The sequence below is a fragment of the Saccharopolyspora sp. NPDC049357 genome (assembly GCF_040677225.1).
Lineage (GTDB): Bacteria > Actinomycetota > Actinomycetes > Mycobacteriales > Pseudonocardiaceae > Saccharopolyspora.
On record NZ_JBFAQJ010000012.1, the window covers coordinates 104679 to 121566 of the forward strand.

17 protein-coding genes are annotated in these 16888 nt (G+C 71.3%); 12 read left to right on the top strand and 5 right to left on the bottom strand.

Features of this window, described 5'->3' with window-relative positions; genetic code table 11:
- The first annotated feature begins 229 nt into the window (after positions 1-229).
- Positions 230-1210 (top strand): phytoene/squalene synthase family protein, encoded by a 981-nt coding sequence (locus AB0J91_RS13025; RefSeq protein WP_363867607.1) that lies wholly within the window; start codon positions 230-232, stop codon positions 1208-1210.
- Between the two features lie 71 nt (positions 1211-1281).
- The gene (locus AB0J91_RS13030) at positions 1282-1614 is read left to right on the top strand and encodes a hypothetical protein (protein ID WP_363867610.1); all 333 of its coding nucleotides are present in this window, start codon (positions 1282-1284) and stop codon (positions 1612-1614) included.
- Positions 1615-1636: 22 nt separating this feature from the next.
- Here AB0J91_RS13030 and AB0J91_RS13035 read toward each other — a convergent pair whose 3' ends face one another.
- Positions 1637-2794 carry a S8 family serine peptidase gene (locus tag AB0J91_RS13035; RefSeq protein ID WP_363867613.1) on the bottom strand — a complete coding sequence of 386 codons (1158 nt, stop codon included), beginning with the start codon at positions 2792-2794 and terminating at the stop codon, positions 1637-1639.
- Between the two features lie 208 nt (positions 2795-3002).
- On the opposite strand from AB0J91_RS13035, the gene AB0J91_RS13040 reads away from it, so the two are divergent.
- On the top strand, positions 3003-3428 hold the full coding sequence (locus AB0J91_RS13040; protein ID WP_363867616.1) for a universal stress protein: 426 nt from the start codon (positions 3003-3005) through the stop codon (positions 3426-3428).
- 97 nt (positions 3429-3525) lie between these two features.
- Here the strand turns inward: AB0J91_RS13040 and AB0J91_RS13045 are convergent, their stop codons facing one another.
- Positions 3526-4287: an IclR family transcriptional regulator gene (locus AB0J91_RS13045; protein ID WP_363867619.1), complete on the bottom strand. Its 762-nt coding sequence runs from the start codon at positions 4285-4287 to the stop codon at positions 3526-3528.
- 149 nt (positions 4288-4436) lie between these two features.
- On the opposite strand from AB0J91_RS13045, the gene AB0J91_RS13050 reads away from it, so the two are divergent.
- From AB0J91_RS13050 to AB0J91_RS13070, 5 genes are all read left to right on the top strand, one after another.
- Positions 4437-5363, top strand: coding sequence for a U32 family peptidase (locus tag AB0J91_RS13050; RefSeq protein WP_363867622.1), 927 nt, complete (start codon positions 4437-4439; stop codon positions 5361-5363).
- Between the two features lie 17 nt (positions 5364-5380).
- Complete coding sequence (locus tag AB0J91_RS13055; protein ID WP_363867625.1) at positions 5381-6829, top strand: MFS transporter; 1449 nt, start codon at positions 5381-5383, stop codon at positions 6827-6829.
- Between the two features lie 164 nt (positions 6830-6993).
- Positions 6994-7125 carry a hypothetical protein gene (locus AB0J91_RS13060; protein WP_363867628.1) on the top strand — a complete coding sequence of 44 codons (132 nt, stop codon included), beginning with the start codon at positions 6994-6996 and terminating at the stop codon, positions 7123-7125.
- A complete protein-coding gene (locus AB0J91_RS13065) occupies positions 7122-7262 on the top strand; it encodes a hypothetical protein (protein ID WP_363867631.1) in 141 nt (46 codons plus the stop codon). The genes AB0J91_RS13060 and AB0J91_RS13065 overlap by 4 nt, the downstream gene beginning before the upstream one ends.
- A 23-nt stretch (positions 7263-7285) precedes the next feature.
- Positions 7286-8191 (top strand): RluA family pseudouridine synthase, encoded by a 906-nt coding sequence (locus AB0J91_RS13070; RefSeq protein ID WP_363867633.1) that lies wholly within the window; start codon positions 7286-7288, stop codon positions 8189-8191.
- A 318-nt stretch (positions 8192-8509) separates the two neighbouring features.
- Here AB0J91_RS13070 and AB0J91_RS13075 read toward each other — a convergent pair whose 3' ends face one another.
- From AB0J91_RS13075 to AB0J91_RS13085, 3 genes are all read right to left on the bottom strand, one after another.
- The gene (locus tag AB0J91_RS13075; RefSeq protein ID WP_363867636.1) at positions 8510-9559 is read right to left on the bottom strand and encodes a cyclase family protein; all 1050 of its coding nucleotides are present in this window, start codon (positions 9557-9559) and stop codon (positions 8510-8512) included.
- Positions 9510-10850, bottom strand: a complete 1341-nt coding sequence (locus AB0J91_RS13080) for an MFS transporter (RefSeq protein ID WP_363867639.1) — start codon at positions 10848-10850, stop codon at positions 9510-9512. Before AB0J91_RS13080 ends, AB0J91_RS13075 begins: the two co-directional genes overlap by 50 nt.
- Positions 10851-10949: 99 nt before the next feature.
- Positions 10950-11843 carry a LysR family transcriptional regulator gene (locus AB0J91_RS13085; protein ID WP_363867784.1) on the bottom strand — a complete coding sequence of 298 codons (894 nt, stop codon included), beginning with the start codon at positions 11841-11843 and terminating at the stop codon, positions 10950-10952.
- Positions 11844-11962: 119 nt separating this feature from the next.
- Between AB0J91_RS13085 and AB0J91_RS13090 the strand changes: the two genes are divergently transcribed.
- From AB0J91_RS13090 to AB0J91_RS13105, 4 genes are read left to right on the top strand one after another with little or no spacing between them, the layout of a single operon-like run.
- Positions 11963-12901, top strand: a complete 939-nt coding sequence (locus tag AB0J91_RS13090) for a CoA-transferase (protein WP_363867642.1) — start codon at positions 11963-11965, stop codon at positions 12899-12901.
- A gap of 8 nt (positions 12902-12909) precedes the next feature.
- Positions 12910-13668 (top strand): CoA-transferase, encoded by a 759-nt coding sequence (locus tag AB0J91_RS13095; RefSeq protein ID WP_363788779.1) that lies wholly within the window; start codon positions 12910-12912, stop codon positions 13666-13668.
- A 57-nt stretch (positions 13669-13725) separates the two neighbouring features.
- The gene (locus tag AB0J91_RS13100; RefSeq protein WP_363867644.1) at positions 13726-14550 is read left to right on the top strand and encodes a hypothetical protein; all 825 of its coding nucleotides are present in this window, start codon (positions 13726-13728) and stop codon (positions 14548-14550) included.
- Positions 14551-14608: 58 nt separating this feature from the next.
- The gene (locus AB0J91_RS13105) at positions 14609-16885 is read left to right on the top strand and encodes a molybdopterin-dependent oxidoreductase (protein WP_363867647.1); all 2277 of its coding nucleotides are present in this window, start codon (positions 14609-14611) and stop codon (positions 16883-16885) included.
- Positions 16886-16888: the final 3 nt, after the last annotated feature.

Here is a 16888-nt window from a genome sequence, read left to right on the forward strand (position 1 = left end):
TCCGCGATCTTGCGTCATGACCCCGCTCCGGATCGGTCCCGATCACGTGGGCAGCCTGGTTCTCCGCCCACGGGCGCGCGGGAGCTAGAGGGGATTCCGCGTGTGAAAAGCCGCCGGGCGCACCTGCTGTGGATGCGGGTCGTGCCCGGCGGTCCCCGCACGTGACCGGGTTCACCGAGCAGCGCCACCGACGGCACCGGGCCGGGTGGGGTGTGCTGAGATTCAGCGCATGGACGCGGGTGCCTGGTCGGCGGTGGGAGCACGCCGTGAACTCGACTCCGCCGGCGTGCCGCCCGCCCTGCGCCCCGCCTACCTGCGTTCGAGGGCTCTCAACGCCGAGCACGGGCGCACCTACTTCCTCGCGACCCGCCTGCTGCCGCCGGATCGGCGGCCCGCGGTGCACGCGCTCTACGGTTTCGCGCGCTGGGTCGACGACATCGTCGACGAGCTGGGCGACGACTCCCCCGAGCTGCGGGCCGAACGGCTGGACCAGCTGGAGGAGCGGCTGCGCGTGGCGCTGAAGTCGGGGACCAGCGACCACCCGGTGCTGGCCGCGCTGGTCGACACGGTGGAGCGCCACCAGGTCGATCCGGTGCTGTTCGAGGACTTCCTGGCTTCGATGCGGATGGACCTCACCGTCGCCTCCTACCCCACCCGCACCGACCTGGAGAGCTACATCCACGGCTCGGCCGCGGTCATCGGCTTGCAGCTGCTGCCGGTGCTGGGCACGGTCGGTCCGCCGGCCGAGGCGCGTGCTGCCGCCGCCGCGCTGGGCGTGGCGTTCCAGCTGACGAACTTCCTGCGCGACGTCGGCGAGGACCTGGACCGGGGGCGGGTCTACCTCCCCGCCGACGAGCTGGCGGTGTTCGGCGTGGACCGGGAGCGGCTGCTGCGGTGCCGCGCGCGCGGGCGCGCTGACGGGCCGGTGCGGCGCGCGCTGGCCGACCAGGTGGCGCGGACCCGGGCGCACTACCGGGCCGCCGAGCCGGGGATCGGGCTGCTGGCGCCGGACTCGCGTCCCTGCGTGCGCACGGCGGCGGTGCTCTACGGGGAGATCCTCGACCACGTGGTCGCTTCCGGCTACGACGTGTTCGCCAGGCGCATCGCCGTGCCCGTCTCGCGCCGGTGGGCGGTCGCCGCACGTGCGGCCGGTGTGGTGCTGGCCTCGCGGGCGGTGCGCGGAGGCGTGACCTCCCGGTTTCGCGGGTAGTCGAGGGTTGCCCGGCCAAGGCACCGGGCCGGTATTCGCCGCCTGCCTGTTCGACACCGGGGAGCCCGATGATGAACGCACGATCCACGAGTTGGCAGGACGTCAGCGCGACCGCGGACATGGTCACCGTCGCCGGTCAGCGCTTGCGCGAGGGGACCCGCGCGATCGCGGGAACCCCGGCGGAGGCGGCGAGAGCGCGGGATGCGCTGCTGGACCTCAGCGCCGCCAGCGCCCGCCTGGCCCGGCAGCTCGACCTGCTCGCGGCCGACAGCGGCGGTGGCGGGTCCGAACCGCCCGAGGTGCACGTGGCGCTCGACCAGGCCGCCGCCGCGGCCGAAGACCTCGGCAACTGCACGCGGGCGGCGGCTCGGGCGATCGAGGACGAGCTGAACGGGGAGCGCTGACCCGCCGCCCGACCTCACCTGATCAGGGCGCCTGCACGAGCCCGGCGCCGACGTCGGTGGCCGGAAGCGGCAATCGGCGGGCGGACTGCGTCAACCGCGTCCACAACGCACGCGCGCGGTCCGGCGACTGCTGCGCGTGCAGCGCGGCGATGCCGGAGACGTGCGGGGTGGCCATGCTGGTGCCGCTGAGCTTGCGGTAGTGCTCGGCGCCGGGCCAGCTGGAGTAGACGTCCACGCCGGGTGCGGCCAGGTCGACCTGGCCGACCTGGTCGACGGTGCCGCACGAGAAGTCGGCGATCTGCATCTGCGAGTCCACCGCTCCCACGGCCATCACCGACGGGCAGTTGGCCGGGTGGCCGACCGGGGCGATGATGCCGGCCGAACGCTGGCTCTCGTTGCCGGCGGCGGCGATGATCAGCGTTCCGCGCTCCAGCGCGCGACGCGCGACGCGCTCGAACGCCTCCGAGTACGGCGCGCCGGGTTCGGTGGGCGAGCCCAGCGACATGGACACGATCGAGCAGCTGTTGGAGATCGCCCACTCGACGCCGGACAGGATCCCGCTGTCCGAGCCCGATCCGTCGTCGCCGAGGACCTTGCCCGCGTAGATGCTGGCCTCGTGCGCGATGCCGTAGCCGGGTCCGGCCTGCGAGGTGCGCGGTCCGCACGCGGTTCCGATGACGTGGGTGCCGTGACCGTGACCGTCGTGGGCGCTCTGGCCCTCGACGAAGGCACCGGTGACGATGTCGCGGCCGGCGAAGTCGGGGTGCTGCTCGTCCAGACCGGTGTCGAGCACGGCGACCCGCACTCCGGCTCCGGTCGCCGCGGCGGCGTCGGCGCGCACCGCCTGAAGTCCCCAGGTGAACTCGCCTTCCGGCGGTGGCGTCGGCTCGCCGATGGCGAAAACTCTGCGCTCGGCCTCGATCCCGGCGATCGGGCCGGTCTCACCCGCCGCCCGCTGCAGGTTGGCGAACTGCTCCTCGTCGGCGTCGATCAGGGCGATGCCGAGCTGGTGCAGCACGATTCCGCCCGCACCGCTGAACAGTTCGCCCGGTGCCGCGCCCGCCGCGTCGGCGGTGTTGGCGCAGCGGATCCCGGTTAAGCGGGTCACCTCTCGGGTGCCGATGATGGTCGAGTCGTCTTCGAGCAGGACCAGGTATCGCCCGGTCTGGCTGGAGGTCATGTCGCTCCTCGTCGGTGGTTGGCGCGGGGATGCGCCTCATCGGTAACCGACCGAGATCGACGATCTCAACGGATTCCCATCCCCTAAACCCGTTCGTGTTAACCGATGCGGGGATGGCGGGGCCGACACGCCGCGTGAACAGCGTCGGACTGGACGCGGATCAGTCTCCCGTACTTCCATGGAGACAGGGCCAACGCGGGAGGTCGTCATGACGGAGCACGGCAGGATCGTCGTCGGCGTGGACGGATCGGAACCCTCGAAGTGCGCGATGCGCTGGGCGCTCGAACAGGCCAAGCTCACCGGTTCCACGGTGCGCGCGATCAGCGCCTGGGAGTTCCCCGCGTTCTACTCCTGGGAAGGCGGTCCGATGCCGCCCGACGACTTCGAGGACTCCGCCCGGCAATGCCTGGACGCGACCGTCGCGGAGTTCAAGCAGACCACGCCGGAGGTGACCATCGAGCGCGAGCTCGTGCACGGCCACGCCGCGCAGGCCCTCATCGACGCCTCCGCCGAGGCCGACCTGCTGGTCGTGGGCAGCAGGGGCCACGGCAGCTTCTACGGCGCGCTGCTGGGGTCGGTGAGCCAGCGCTCCGCGCTGCACTCGAAGTGCCCGGTGGTCATCGTCCGGCGCTGATCCCGGCTCGGATTCGCAACGCGTCGGAGACGCGGAAGCCGAGATGGTCCTCCCGCGAGCAGGAGTACCACCTCGGCTTCGTGCTCCACGCACTCCTTCAGGCGGTGTGGCCGAGCCTTTCGGACAACGCGGCGGCACCGTCGCGGACGAGGTCGCGCAGTGCGGCCTCGGTCTCGTCGTTCCAGCGCAGGATCGGCACCGAGATGCTCATGGCCGCGACGACCTCACCGCTGGTGTCGCGCACCGGCGCGGCCACGCACGCCACGGACTCGTTGGACTCGCAGTACTCGCGGGCCACGCCGTCCTCGGCGATCTCGTCGAGCTCTTTGCGCAGCGCCTTGCGGTTGGTGATGCTGTGCTCGGTCATCGGGTCGAGCTTGTGGCCGCTGTAGATCTCGTCGACCTCGGCGCGCGGCAGCGAGGCCAGCAGGGTCTTGCCCAGCGCCGTGCAGTGCGCCGGGAGCCTGCGCCCGACGGCGGAGACCATCCGCACCGGGTGGCTGCTGTCCACCTTGGAGACGTAGAGGACGTCGGCGCCTTCGCGCACGCCCACGTGGACGGTCTCCTGGCAGCGCTCGGCGATCTCCTCCGCGACCAGCTGCCCCTCCCGGGCCAGGTCCAGCCGCTCGGCGTAGGCCGACCCCAGCTGGAAGCTGCGCACGCCCAGCCGGTACTTGTTGGTGGCGCGCCCGGTGGGCATCAGATAGCCGCGCTCGTTGAGCGTGCCGACCAGCTCGTGCACCGTGGTGCGCGGCAGCCCGAGCTGCGCGGTGATCTCCGGCGCGCTGAGTTCGTCGGCCTCCAGGAACAGTTCGAGGACGTCGAATGCCCGTTCCACGGCCGGTACCGCTCGTGCCAACGCTGGCGCTCCTTCCGCTTCGAGGCCAACCCCTGGTTGACCGGTATTTCGAACATCGTACCTGATTTCGACGGCGTATTGACCTTCGCTTCATTCCGACCATACGATTTTACGAACGTTGTTCGGAATATCGAACGGAGATTTCACAGGTGCGCCAGACACGTGACTTCCTGCGATCCCTGGGTCTGCCCACCGACGACACCGCGGTCACCAGCGACAAGAGATTCCCCGACGGCGCCCAGTACCGGGTGGAGATCCCCAGCACCGAAGGCCCCGAGGTGCTCGACGCGGTGCTGGCCGAGGCCGACGCCCGCGGCGTGCTGGTGCACCGGATCTCCCAAGGCAGCGGCGGCATGCTGCTCACCGACGACGAACTCGCCGCCATGGCCTCCACCGCCGCCAGGCGATCGGTCGAGCTGAGCCTGTTCGCCCGGCCGCTGGCCGGCTGGGACACCAGCGCGATGGCGGTGTCCTCGGGCGGAGCGCCGGTGGCCGCGCAGGCGCGCGGCACCGAGCAGCTGGTGCACGTGCTGGAGGACATCCGCCGCACGGCCGAGTCCGGCATCCGCAGCGTGCTCGTCACCGACCTGGGTGTGCTCAAGGTCGCCTCCGCGATGCGCGAGGCCGGCGACCTGCCCACCGACCTGCAGTTCAAGATCAGCGTCCAGATGGGCCTGTCGAACCCGGCGGCCGTGCGCATCGCCGAGGACCTGGGCGCCGACACCTACAACGTGCCCACCGATCTCAGCCTCGGTCAGCTGGCGGCGATCCGGGCCGCCACGGACCTTCCGCTGGACATCTACGTCGAGGCACCCGACGACATGGGCGGATTCGTCCGGCACTTCGAGATCGCCGAGATCGTGCGCGTCGCGGCCCCGGTCTACGTCAAGTTCGGACTGCGCAACGCGCCGAACATCTACCCCAGCGGCAGCCACCTCACCCCCACCGCCGTCGCGCTGGGCCGCGAACGGGTGCGTCGCGCGCAGCTGGGTCTCGGGCTGCTCGCGCGCTACTCCCCCGACGCGATCGCCTCGGTGCTCCCCGCCGAGGGCCTGGCCGTGCCCCTGGCCGGGTAGCGGCCTATCGTCGGCGCGTGTCCACCGCCGTCGCTCTTCGGTCCGGTTCCGGCCGCTGGATCCTGCTGGCCACCATCCTCGGTTCCGGGGTGGCGTTCCTGGACGGTTCCGTGGTCAACGTGGCGCTGCCGGCCATCGGCCGCGACGTCGGCGGCGGACTGCGCGTCCTGCAGTGGGTGCTGGACGCCTACCTGCTCACGCTGAGCGCGCTGCTGCTGCTCGGCGGCGCGCTGGGCGATCGCTACGGCCGACGCCGCGTGTTCACGATCGGGCTGGTGGTGTTCACCCTCGCTTCGCTGGGCTGCGGGCTGGCCCCCACCGGCGAAGCGCTGATCGTCGCGCGGCTGGCGCAGGGCGTCGGCGGGGCGCTGCTGGTCCCGGGCAGCCTGGCGCTGATCAACGCCTCCATCGACCCCGACGACCGCGGCGAGGCCGTGGGCCGCTGGGCCGGGCTGACCGGCGTGTCCTCGGCGATCGGGCCGTTCGTGGGCGGCTGGCTCGTGGACGCCGCGTCGTGGCGGTGGGTGTTCTTCATCAACGTGCCGATCGCCGCGGCCGCGCTGCTGGCACTGCGCCACGTACCCGAGACGCGGGACCCGAACGCCACCGGACGCCTGGACATCGGCGGCGCGGTGGCGGTCACGGTCGGGCTCACCGGAACGATCTTCGCGCTGATCGAGGTCCCGACCGCCGGCTGGGACACCGCCTCCACCACGGCTGCGGTGGTCGGAGTCACCGCGCTCGTGGTGTTCCCGTGGCTGGAAGTGCGCCACCCGAGTCCGCTGCTGCCGCTGTCGCTGTTGCGGTCCTCGCAGTTCACCGGCGCGAACCTGGTGACCCTGACCGTCTACGCGGCGCTGAGCGGTGCGCTGTTCCTGCTGTCGTTGCAGCTGCAGCAGACGATGGGCTACACGGCCTTGGAGACCGGCATCGCCACGCTGCCGATCACGATCATCATGCTGCTGCTGTCGGGCCGGGTGGGTGCGCTGGCGCAGCGCACCGGCCCGCGCGTGCCGATGACGATCGGGCCGTTCGCCTGCGCGGCCGGGTTGTGGCTGCTCACCCGCGCCGAAGCCGGTGCGAGCTACCTGGGCGGGGTGCTGCCGGGCGTGCTGGTGTTCGGACTGGGACTGTCGATCACCGTCGCTCCGCTGACCGCGGCCGTGCTGGGCTCGGTCGGGCCGGAACGGGGCGGCGTCGCCTCGGGGGTCAACAACGCGGTGTCACGCCTGGCCGGGCTGCTGGCGGTGGCGGTGCTGCCGGTCGTCGCCGGGCTGGCGGGCACCGGTGACGGCGCACCGCTGGGGCCCGGGTTCGCGACCGCGCTGCACATCTCGGCGGGCATGTGCGCCGCGGGTGGGGTGATCGCGGCGCTGACCATCGGCCGCGGGGACCGGGTGGAGACTCCTCCGCTGCCCGGCCTCAACCACGCGTGTCAGGATCCGGCCTGCCAGTGCCGCGACTGATTCGAACTCCTCGTGTCGTGTTCACCCCGCCGAAGCTACGGCTGCCCCGATGCGGAGCGTAAGGTACAAAGTCACCGTTTCAGCGGTGCTTTTCACCGCACCGCGCAGCGCGGATGTGGTGAGATCGAGTCATGAGACGAGGTCGGCGCGGCCATCCCTGTGAGGTGCCCACCCAGATCGGGTTGTACCGGTGCCCGGAGTGCGGCCAGCAGTGGGAGATCCACGGCATCGAGGGCAACCCGCAGGTCCGCAAGGTCAGCCGCGTCGGCTGGTTCTTCGCCAAGCTCCTGGGATGAGGCGCGCGTCCGAGGAGATCCTGGTGGGGACGACGAAGTACCAGGTCTGCCGGGCGTCGCTCGCCGACCTCGCCGGAACCGTCGGGCTGCCGGTCGACGACGTGCTCGCCCACGAGGGCTTCAAGATGAACCTGTGACCTCTGGTTATGCTGGCCGGACCATGCGCCGCAAGCTCCGCTCACCGCTGCCCCAGCGCGACGGCCTGGACCCGGTCCGGCTGCACCTGCCCACCGACGGGCGGTGGGCGACCGTCCGGGACTTCCTCGTCGAGCGGATCCCCAAGCTGGCGGCGGACCGCATCGACGAGATGCTGCGCGCGGGCCGGTTCGTCACCCACGACGGTCCGCTGGCGCCGGATTCCCCTTACCGGCCGGGCGGTTTCGTGTGGTTCCACCGCGACGTGGCGCCGGAGACGCCGGTGCCGTTCGAGCTGGAGATCCTGCACCGCGACGAGGAGATCCTGGTCGTGGACAAGCCGCACTTCCTGGCCACCACGCCGCGCGGCGGGCACATCACCGAGACCGCGCTCATCCGCCTGCGCAGGCAGCTGGACCTGCCGGACCTCTCCCCCGCGCACCGCCTGGACCGCGCCACGGCCGGTGTGGTGCTGTTCGTGGTCGACCCCGCGCTGCGCGGCGCGTACCAAACCCTCTTCCACGACCGGCGGGTGGACAAGACCTACGAGGCCGTCGCCGGCTACGACCCGGACCTGACGCTGCCCCGCACCGTCCGCAGCCGGATCATCAAGCACCGAGGCGTGCTGGCCGCCGTCGAGGAACCGGGCACCCCGAACGCCGAAACCCGCGTCGAACTCCTCGAACGCCGCGACGACCTCGCCCGCTACCGCCTGCACCCCCGCACCGGACGCACCCACCAGCTCCGCGTCCACCTCAACTCCCTGGGCCTGCCGATCGTCGGCGACGACCTCTACCCCGAGGTCCGCGCGAAGTCCCCGGACGACTTCACCGACCCGCTCCGACTCCTGGCCCGATCCCTGGAGTTCACCGACCCCAGAACCGGCGAACACCGCCACTTCCACTCCCGCCGAACCCTCCCCTGGCCCTAACCCCCACCCCCGCACCACGAAGCTGCGGCACACGGATTACCGGGTATTCCGGGGACGGGAGCGTCCAGACGCGTGTTGGTCACCCGGCTTCCCGGATTTCAGTGGAAATCCGGGTTCCGACTTCCACTGAAATCCGGCAGAGGATTTCCACTGAAATCGGGAAGCCCAGCTGGAGGCGAGGTCACGTGCACCGACAACCCGACCCCGGGGGCGGATTACCGGGGTGCTCGGGGGCCTGGGGCGGGACGTGACAGAGCCGGGCGGTTGCCGATTGTGAGCGGGCGGTTGCCGGTGGACGTTCGGCGGGGTTGGTCCGGGTCAGAGGGTGGCGACCGGGGTGGTCGGGGAGCCGACCGCTCCGGGGAGGTTGAGGGGTGGGGCCGTGAGCAGGAAGCGGGAGCGGGCGAGGCGGTGGAGGTCGTCCGCCAGGGGCGTGAGGTGCCAGAGCTCGCCGAGGTGCACGCCGAGCTTGAACAGGCAGTGGTGGTGCAGCGGCAGCGCCGGTGCCGGAGGGTCGGCCGGGCGTGACGGCAGGTTCTCGACGGCGTAGTTGTCGGCGATCAGGGCGCTCAGCCCGGTGTCGGTGATCCACTGCTGGAGCCGCTCGTCACGCCCGTCCAGGGCCGCGCACGAGCCGTGCAGGACGTCCGGGTCGGGGTCGCCGTCCATCTCGACGAGCCGCTGCGCGAAACCCGTGTGCAGGCACACCAGATCGCCCTCCTCGACCTCGACCCCGTCGGCGGCCATGATCTCGGCGAGGGTGTCGTAGCCGACGACGGTGCGTTCCTCGCCGAGGTGCCTGCGCAGGTCGATGAGCACGCCCCGGCCCTGCGCCCCGGTGCGCGCGAGGTTGTCGATGCCCAGCGCTCCGCCGGTGGAGGTGGTGCGCTCGTGCAGGCCGTCGAACCCGGATTCGTCCAGTTCGGACGGCCCGACGATGTCCTCATCGGCTCGGAACCCGTTGTAGAACACCGGTTCCGCGACTCCGTCGCCGTCGGCGTCGAACAGCGCTCCGGCGTGGGCGAAGGAGTCCCACTGCGTCGAGTACTGCAGGTGCAGCACGGCGAGATCGTCGCAGAGCACGTCGGTGGCACCCTCGACCCTGCGGCGCAGCTCGTAGTTGAAGTTGATCTCGCCGAAGCGGCGGGTGGGACGCAGGACCGGCGGGAACCGGTTGGGGTTCAACCCGTTCCCGCCGGGCAGCGTCAGCGGCATGCTCAGCGCATGGGTGATGCCCTCGCGCACCTCGGCAGCCGCAGCCCGGACCCGCTGCGGGGTCAGCAGGTTCATCCGGCCCAGCCTGTCGTCAGGCCCGAAGTCACCCCAGTTGGACCCTTCCGGCCGCCGGATCCAGCGTGCTCTGGTCACCTTCGCCTCCCGGGATGTCGCGTTCGTCATGACTGGGCCGCCGCAGCAGCAACAGCATGCAGCCCAGGGTCAGCAGCACCTGGAACAGCGCGTAGGCGATGACGACGTTGATCGAGCCCGACGCGCTCAGCAGGAACTGGCCCACCACCGGGGTGGTTCCGCCGAGCAGGGTGCCGCAGAGCTGGTAGCACAGCGAGAGCCCGGTGTAGCGCACCTCGGCCGGGAAGCGGCCGGCGAGGATGCCTGCCATCGCCGCGTAGTACAGGCAGTGCGGCACGGTGGCCACCGCGACGCCGATCATGGCGAGCCAGTAGTTCTCGGTGCCGATGAGCACGAACATCAGCGGCAGCAGCACCACTTCCGGGAGCAGCATGAACGTCACCGCGCGCGACAGGCTGCGCATCTTGGTGGCGATCACGGCGCCGAAGGGCTGCACGAGGATCTGGGCGATGTTGGCGACCAGGATGATCGTCAGGAAGTCGGTCTTGGCGAACCCGAGGTCGCTGGTGGCCCAGGCGAGCGCGAACGTCGACTTGAAGTAGGTGGCCGACAGGCCGATGGTGCAGGCGCCGATGCCCAGCGCCAGCAGTCCCGGGTGCGAGCGGACGACCTCCCACACCGGCAGCTTCGCCGTCTTCCTGGTCTGGATGAGCCGTTCCATCGCCGGGGACTCGGTGACGCGGAGCCGGATGAACAGGCCCACCACAACCAGTGCGGCCGAGGCCAGGAACGGGATGCGCCAGCCCCAGCTGAGCATGTCGGGTTCGGGCAGCTTGCTGATCAGCAGGAAGCAGACTGTGCTGAGCGTGTTGCCGACCGGCGAGCCCTGCTGGGCGAAGGCGCCGTAGAGGATCGACTTGCCCCTGGGGGCGTGCTCGGAGGCGATGAGCACCGAGCCTCCCCACTCGCCGCCGAGCCCGATCCCCTGGACCATCCGGATGCACACCAGCAGGATCGGCGCCCACACCCCGATCTCGGCGTAGCCGGGCAGCAGTCCGATGGCGGTGGTCGCGATGCCCATCATCAGCAGGGTGATGACCAGGGTCTTCTTGCGGCCCAACCGGTCTCCGACGTGGCCGAAGATGATGCCGCCGAGCGGGCGGGCGAGGAAGCCGACCCAGAACGTGGCGAAGGCGACCAGCGTGCCCAGGGCGCCGTCGAGCTCGGGGAAGAAGACCTTGTCGAAGACCAGCGCGGAGGCGGTGCCGTAGATGTAGAAGTCGAACCATTCGATGGTGGAGCCGATGAAGGCCCCGAAACCAGCACGGTTCGCCGTGCGCGCGCTGCTCATGCGTTCCCCTTTGAACCCGGTGTGATCGCGGCAACCGTGGCAGGCCGAACGCGGGGGCGTCCAATACAAAATCGACACCCCTTTGAGACGCAGCTCAGATCAATCGGGGGTGGGCAGGGCGGTTTCGGCGATGCCGAGGACGGTGTGCAGCGCGGCGTTGGTGTTGTCCTCGCGCCAGGCCAGCGCGGCCCGCAAGCGGGTCGGTTCGCCGGCGAGCGCGCGGTAGACCAGGCCGGTCTGCTGGATGTGCTGGCAGGAGGTCAGCGTCAGCGTGACTCCGACACCAGCCGCCACCAGGGCGAGGATCGTGTAGGAATCCGGTGCCTCCTGCACCACGCGCGGGGTGAATCCACCTGCCACGCACGCCTTGACCAGGGCGTCGCGCAGCGTGGACCCGGCGTTGGAGGGGAAGCTGACGAAGGGCTCCTCGGCGAGTTCGGCGATCGGGACGCGGTCCAGCTCGGCCAGCCGGTGGTCGGTGGGCAGGGCGCAGATGAGCTCTTCGACCTCGATGACGCGGGTGTTCACGCCGGGCTGGTTGACCGGCATCCGGACGAACCCGAGGTCCAGGGTTCCGTCGGCGACCTTGGCCAGGGCGACGTCGGCGTAGGTCTGCCCGCGCATCACCAGTTCCAGGCCCGGGTGGGCGGCGCGCACCGCGCGGGTGAGCACCGGCAGCGCCTCGTGGCTGGAGGCCCCGGCGAACCCGACGGTGACGCGCCCGCGTTCGCCTCGCCCGGCGGCTCTGGCCGCGCCGACGGCGATGTCGACGTCGTCGAGGACGGTGCGCGCGGGTTCGAGGAAAGACTCCCCCGCGTTGGTCAGCCGCACCGACCGCGTGTTGCGCTCGAACAGCCGCACGCCGAGCTCCTTCTCGAGCTGCCTGATCTGCTGGCTCAGCGGCGGCTGGGCCATCTGCAGGCGCTTGGCGGCGCGGCCGAAGTGCAGCTCTTCGGCGACCGCCACGAAGGCGGTCAGGTAGCGCAGCTCCACACCCATCCCCGATCTATTCGACTCCGCTCTGGATCTGACACTAATTCGGTATTGGACCTGTCTCAATCCGGGGTGGCAGGCTGAGGCGCAGGCGAACCGCAGAACCCCTGGGGGCATCGATGTCGCAGGTCAGCAAGTCGGACAAGACCACGTCGATGCGGGATGCCATCGCCGAGTTCGTCACCGACGGCGCCACGGTGTCGCTGGAGGGCTTCACGCACCTGATCCCGACCGCGGCCGGCCACGAGATCATCCGGCAGGGCCACCGGGACCTGACCATCGCGCGGATGACCGCGGACGTGGTCACCGACCAGCTCATCGCGGGTGACTGCGTGAGCAGGCTGATCTCCTCGTTCGTCGGCAACTCCACGGCCGGTTCGCTCGGCGAGCTGCGACGTCGGGTCGAGGCGGGCGCTCTGGACTTCGAGGAGTACAGCCACTACGGCATGATCTGCCGCTACCTGGCCGGTGCGCAGCGGCTGCCGTTCTACCCGCTGCGCTCCTACGCCGGCAGCGATGTTCCCGGCATCAACCCGGGAATCCGCAAGGTCACCTCGCCCTATCCGGATCAGGACGGCGGCGAGGAGCAGATCTACGTGGTCCCGCCGCTGAACCCGGACGTGACGATCGTGCAGGCGCAGCGCGCGGACCGGTCCGGCAACACCCAGATCTGGGGTCTGACGGGCATCCAGGCCGAGGCGGTCTACGCCGCGCGCAAGGCGATCGTGGTGGTCGAGGAGGTGGTGGCCGACGAGGTCGTGCGCTCCGACCCGAACCGCACGGTGATCCCCGCGCACGCGGTGGACGCGGTGGTGGAGTGCCCGCGCGGCGCGCATCCGGCGTTCGTGCAGGGCTACTACGACCGCGACGGCGAGTTCTACCGCGAGTGGTCGCGGATCAGCGGCGATCCGGACCGGTTGCGGACGTGGCTGGACGAGTGGGTGTTCGGCACGGCCGACCACTCCGAGTACGTCGCCAAGCTCGGTGAGCAGCGCTGGGCGGGCTTGGCCGTGGGCGAGGCGTGGAGCGAGCCGGTCAACTACGGCCGCAGGCTTTGAGGAGGATCATGTCCATCACGTCGTCGGAGCTGCTGGCTTCGGTCGCTTCGCGTGAACTCGCCGGTGCGAACACGGTTTTCGCCGGGATCGGCCTGCCGACGCTGGCGGTGTCGCTGGCGCAGCGGACGGTGGCGCCGGACGTGGAGATCGTCTACGAGTCCGGGGTGTGCGGAGCGCATCCCGACCAGCTGCCGGAGACGATCGCCGACGCGGTGCTGATCACCGGTTCGGAGGCCGTGCTGCCGATGACCGCGCTGTTCGGCTACGTGCTGCAGGGCGGGCGGATCGACGTCGGCTTCCTGGGTGCCGCGCAGATCGACCGCTTCGGCAACCTCAACTCCTCGGTGATCGGCGACTGGCACTCCCCCGCGGTCCGGCTGCCGGGTTCGGGTGGGGCCATGGAGGTCATGGCCAACTCCGGCGAGGTCTTCGTGGTGATGCGGCGCCACGACCCCCGCTCGTTCACCGCCGAACTCGACTTCTGCACCTCCCCGGGCCCGGATCGCGCCCTGGCCGACGGGATCCGCCCGCGCGGCAAGGGGGTCACCCGGGTCATCACCGACCTCGGGATCCTCGCGCGCGACGGGGCCGGTGAGGAGCTCCGCCTCGTGGCCACCCACCCGGGCGTCACCGCCGATCAGGTCCGCGAGGCCACCGGCTGGGACCTCCAGGTCGCCGACGACCTCAGCACCATCGCCCCGCCCACCGAGGCCGAGCTCCGCACGCTCAGGCACGAGGTGGATCCGGCCCGCGTCTACCTCCGCTGAGGCTTCCGGCATGTTTGGATGACCGGGGCACCTCGAAGGTCGACGAGGAGGTATCGGGTGTTGGAGGAGTTTCTGCGGGACTGGCGGCCGGAGGCCGTGGTCGAGCACGACTCGATGGGGCCGGAGCAGTCGCGGGCGCTGGCCAACGTGCTGGAGGTACCGGCGCCGGTCGACGAGCTGCCTCCGCTCTGGCACTGGGTGCACTTCCTGTCCTGGCCGCCGCACTCCGAACTGGGCCCCGACGGGCACCCGCTCAACGGCGACTTCCTGCCGCCGGTGCCCGATCGGCGCCGGATGTTCGCGGGCGGGCGGGTGACGATCGACGAGCCCCTGCGGTTGGGCACCCCTGCCGAGCGGACCACCGAGCTGGGCGGTGTCAAGGTCAAGCAGGGTCGTTCCGGCGAGATGGCGTTCGTGACCGAGCGCCGCGAGTTCCGCCAGGACGGCCGGCTGCGGATCGCCGAGGAGGTCGACTACGTCTACCGCAGCGGTGAGACCGACACCAAGAGCCCGGACCGGTTGCGGCCCACCGACTTCCCGTCCTCCGGCGCGCCGTGGCAACGGCGGTTCGTCGGTGAGCCGACGCGGTTGTTCCGGTTCAGCGCGCTGACCGCCAACACGCACAGGATCCACTACGACGAGCCCTACTGCCGCGAGGTCGAGGCCTATCCGGGGCTGGTGGTGCACGGACCGATGCTGGTGCTGCTCATGACCGAGCTCGCCCGCGAGCACGGGAGCCTCGGCTCGGTGTCCTACCGGCTGCGCCGCCCGGTGTTCTCCGGTGATCCGGTGCTGGTGTGCGGCGAGGAGGACGGGACGATGTCGGTGCGCTCGGATCAGGTCTCCGCCGAGGCGTCGGTGACGTTCTCCGAGCGCCGGTAACATCGGGGCCGACCACGAGTTCGCAGGTCGGAGCACCTCCGGCCACGGGAGGAGCCGGATGCCGACCGAGCGCTGGGTGCCGACGACCGCGCATTGGGGCGCCTACCGGGCGGCGGCCGACGCCGAGGGCGGTGTCCGGGTCCGCCCGCACCCCGACGACCCGGCCCCCTCGCCGCTGCTGGGCAACGTGCCGGGCATCGCGCGGCACGACACGCGCGTCATGCGCCCGGCGATCCGGCGCGGCTGGCTCACCGGTGGACCGGGTCCCTCCGCGCAGCGCGGCCGGGACGAGTTCGTCGAGGTCGAGTGGGACACCGCGCTGGACCTGGTCGCCGCGCAGCTGGACCGGGTGCGGGTCGAGTCGGGCAACGAGGCGATCTTCGGCGGTTCCTACGGCTGGGGCAGCGCCGGGCGGTTCCACCACGCGCAGTCGCAGCTGCACCGGTTCCTCAACACCATCGGCGGCTACACGTCCTCCCGGAACAACTACAGCTTCGGGACCTCGCAGGTCCTGCTGCCGCACGTGGTGGGCAGCTCGGCCGCGGTGCTCGGCTACGCCGACAGCTGGGCGACCGTGCGCGAGCACACCGACCTGATCGTGGCCTTCGGCGGGCTGCCGACGAAGAACCTGTCGGTCTCGCCCGGCGGCGTCACCCGGCACACCAGCGCCGCCGCGGCGGCCGATCCGGGAGTCGCGGTGGCCTCGATCAGCCCGCTGAGCGCCGACGTTCCCGCGGGCGGGCGCTGGTACTCGATCGAGCCCGGCACCGACGTGGCGATGCAGCTCGCCCTGGCGCAGGTCCTGCTCGCCGAGGACCTGCACGACACCGACTTCCTGTCCCGCTGCTGCACCGGGTTCGACGTCTTCGCCGACTACCTGCGGGGCGAGACCGACGGCGTCGCGAAGACACCGGAGTGGGCGGCCCCGATCTGCGGGATCGCGGCCGACGACATCCGCGAACTGGCCCGCCGGATGACCTCGGGGCGCACGCTGGTGACGGTCACCTGGTCGTTGCAGCGCGCCCGGGGCGGCGAGCAGCCGGTGTGGGCCGGGATCGCGCTCGCGGCGATGCTGGGTCAGATCGGCTTGCCCGGCGGCGGTTTCGGGCACGGCTACGGTTCGATGGCCGACGTCGGCGACGAAGGACCGGTGCTGTGGCTGCCGACGCTGCCGCAGGGCCCCAACCCCGTCGGCACGTTCATCCCGGTCGCGCGCATCGCCGACATGCTGCTCAACCCGGGAGCGCGGTACGACTACAACGGACAGCGGCTGACCTACCCCGACATCAGGCTGGTGCACTGGGCGGGCGGCAACCCGTTCCACCACCACCAGGACCTCAACCGGCTGCGTCGCGCGTTCGCCCGGCCCGAAACCGTGGTGGTGCACGAGACGCACTGGACCGCCACCGCCCGGCACGCCGACGTCGTGCTCCCGGCGACCACGACGCTGGAACGCGAAGACCTCGGCGCCGGGCGCCGCGACACGCACCTCACCGCGATGCACCGCGTCCTGGACCCGGTCGGCGAGGCGCGCGACGACTTCAGCATCCTGAGCGGGCTCGCCGAACGGCTCGGCGTGCGGCAGCGCTTCACCGAGGGGCGCAGCGCCCGGGGCTGGCTGGAGCACCTCTACGACAAGTGGCGGGACCAGCTGGGCGCCCAGGGCCACGAACTGCCGGACTTCGACACCTTCTGGGCGGACGGTGAGCTGCGACTTCCCGCGATGCCCGAGAACCCGCCGCTGGTGCGCTTCCGCGCGGATCCCGAGGGCGACCCGCTGCACACGCCCAGCGGACGCATCGAGCTGCACTCGGCGACGGTCGAGTCGTTCGGCTACGACGACTGCCCGGGGCACCCCGTCTGGCTGCCGCAGGAGCGTCGCGGTCCGCTGCACCTGATCGCCAACCAGCCACCGACCCGGTTGCACGGGCAGGGTGACGTCGGCGCGGTCAGCCGCGAGTCCAAGGTCGCCGGCCGCGAACCGGTCACGCTGCACCCCGACGACGCCGCCGCGCGCGGCATCACCGAGGGCTCGGTGGTGCGGGTGTTCAACGACCGGGGCTCGTGCCTGGCCGGTGCCCGCATCAGCGAGCGGGTGCGTCCCGGTGTCGCGGTGCTGCCCACCGGGGCGTGGTTCGATCCGCAGCCCGATCCGCAACAGCCGGGCCAGGAGTTGTGCGCGCACGGCAACCCCAACGTCCTCACCGAGGACGTCCCCGCCTCACGCCTCTCGCAGGGGTGCGCGGGCCAGCGCACCCACGTCGACGTCGAGCTCTTCACCGGCCCGCCCCCCGAGGTCGCGGCCCACACCCCGCCGCCGATGCACCGGGCTTGAGCG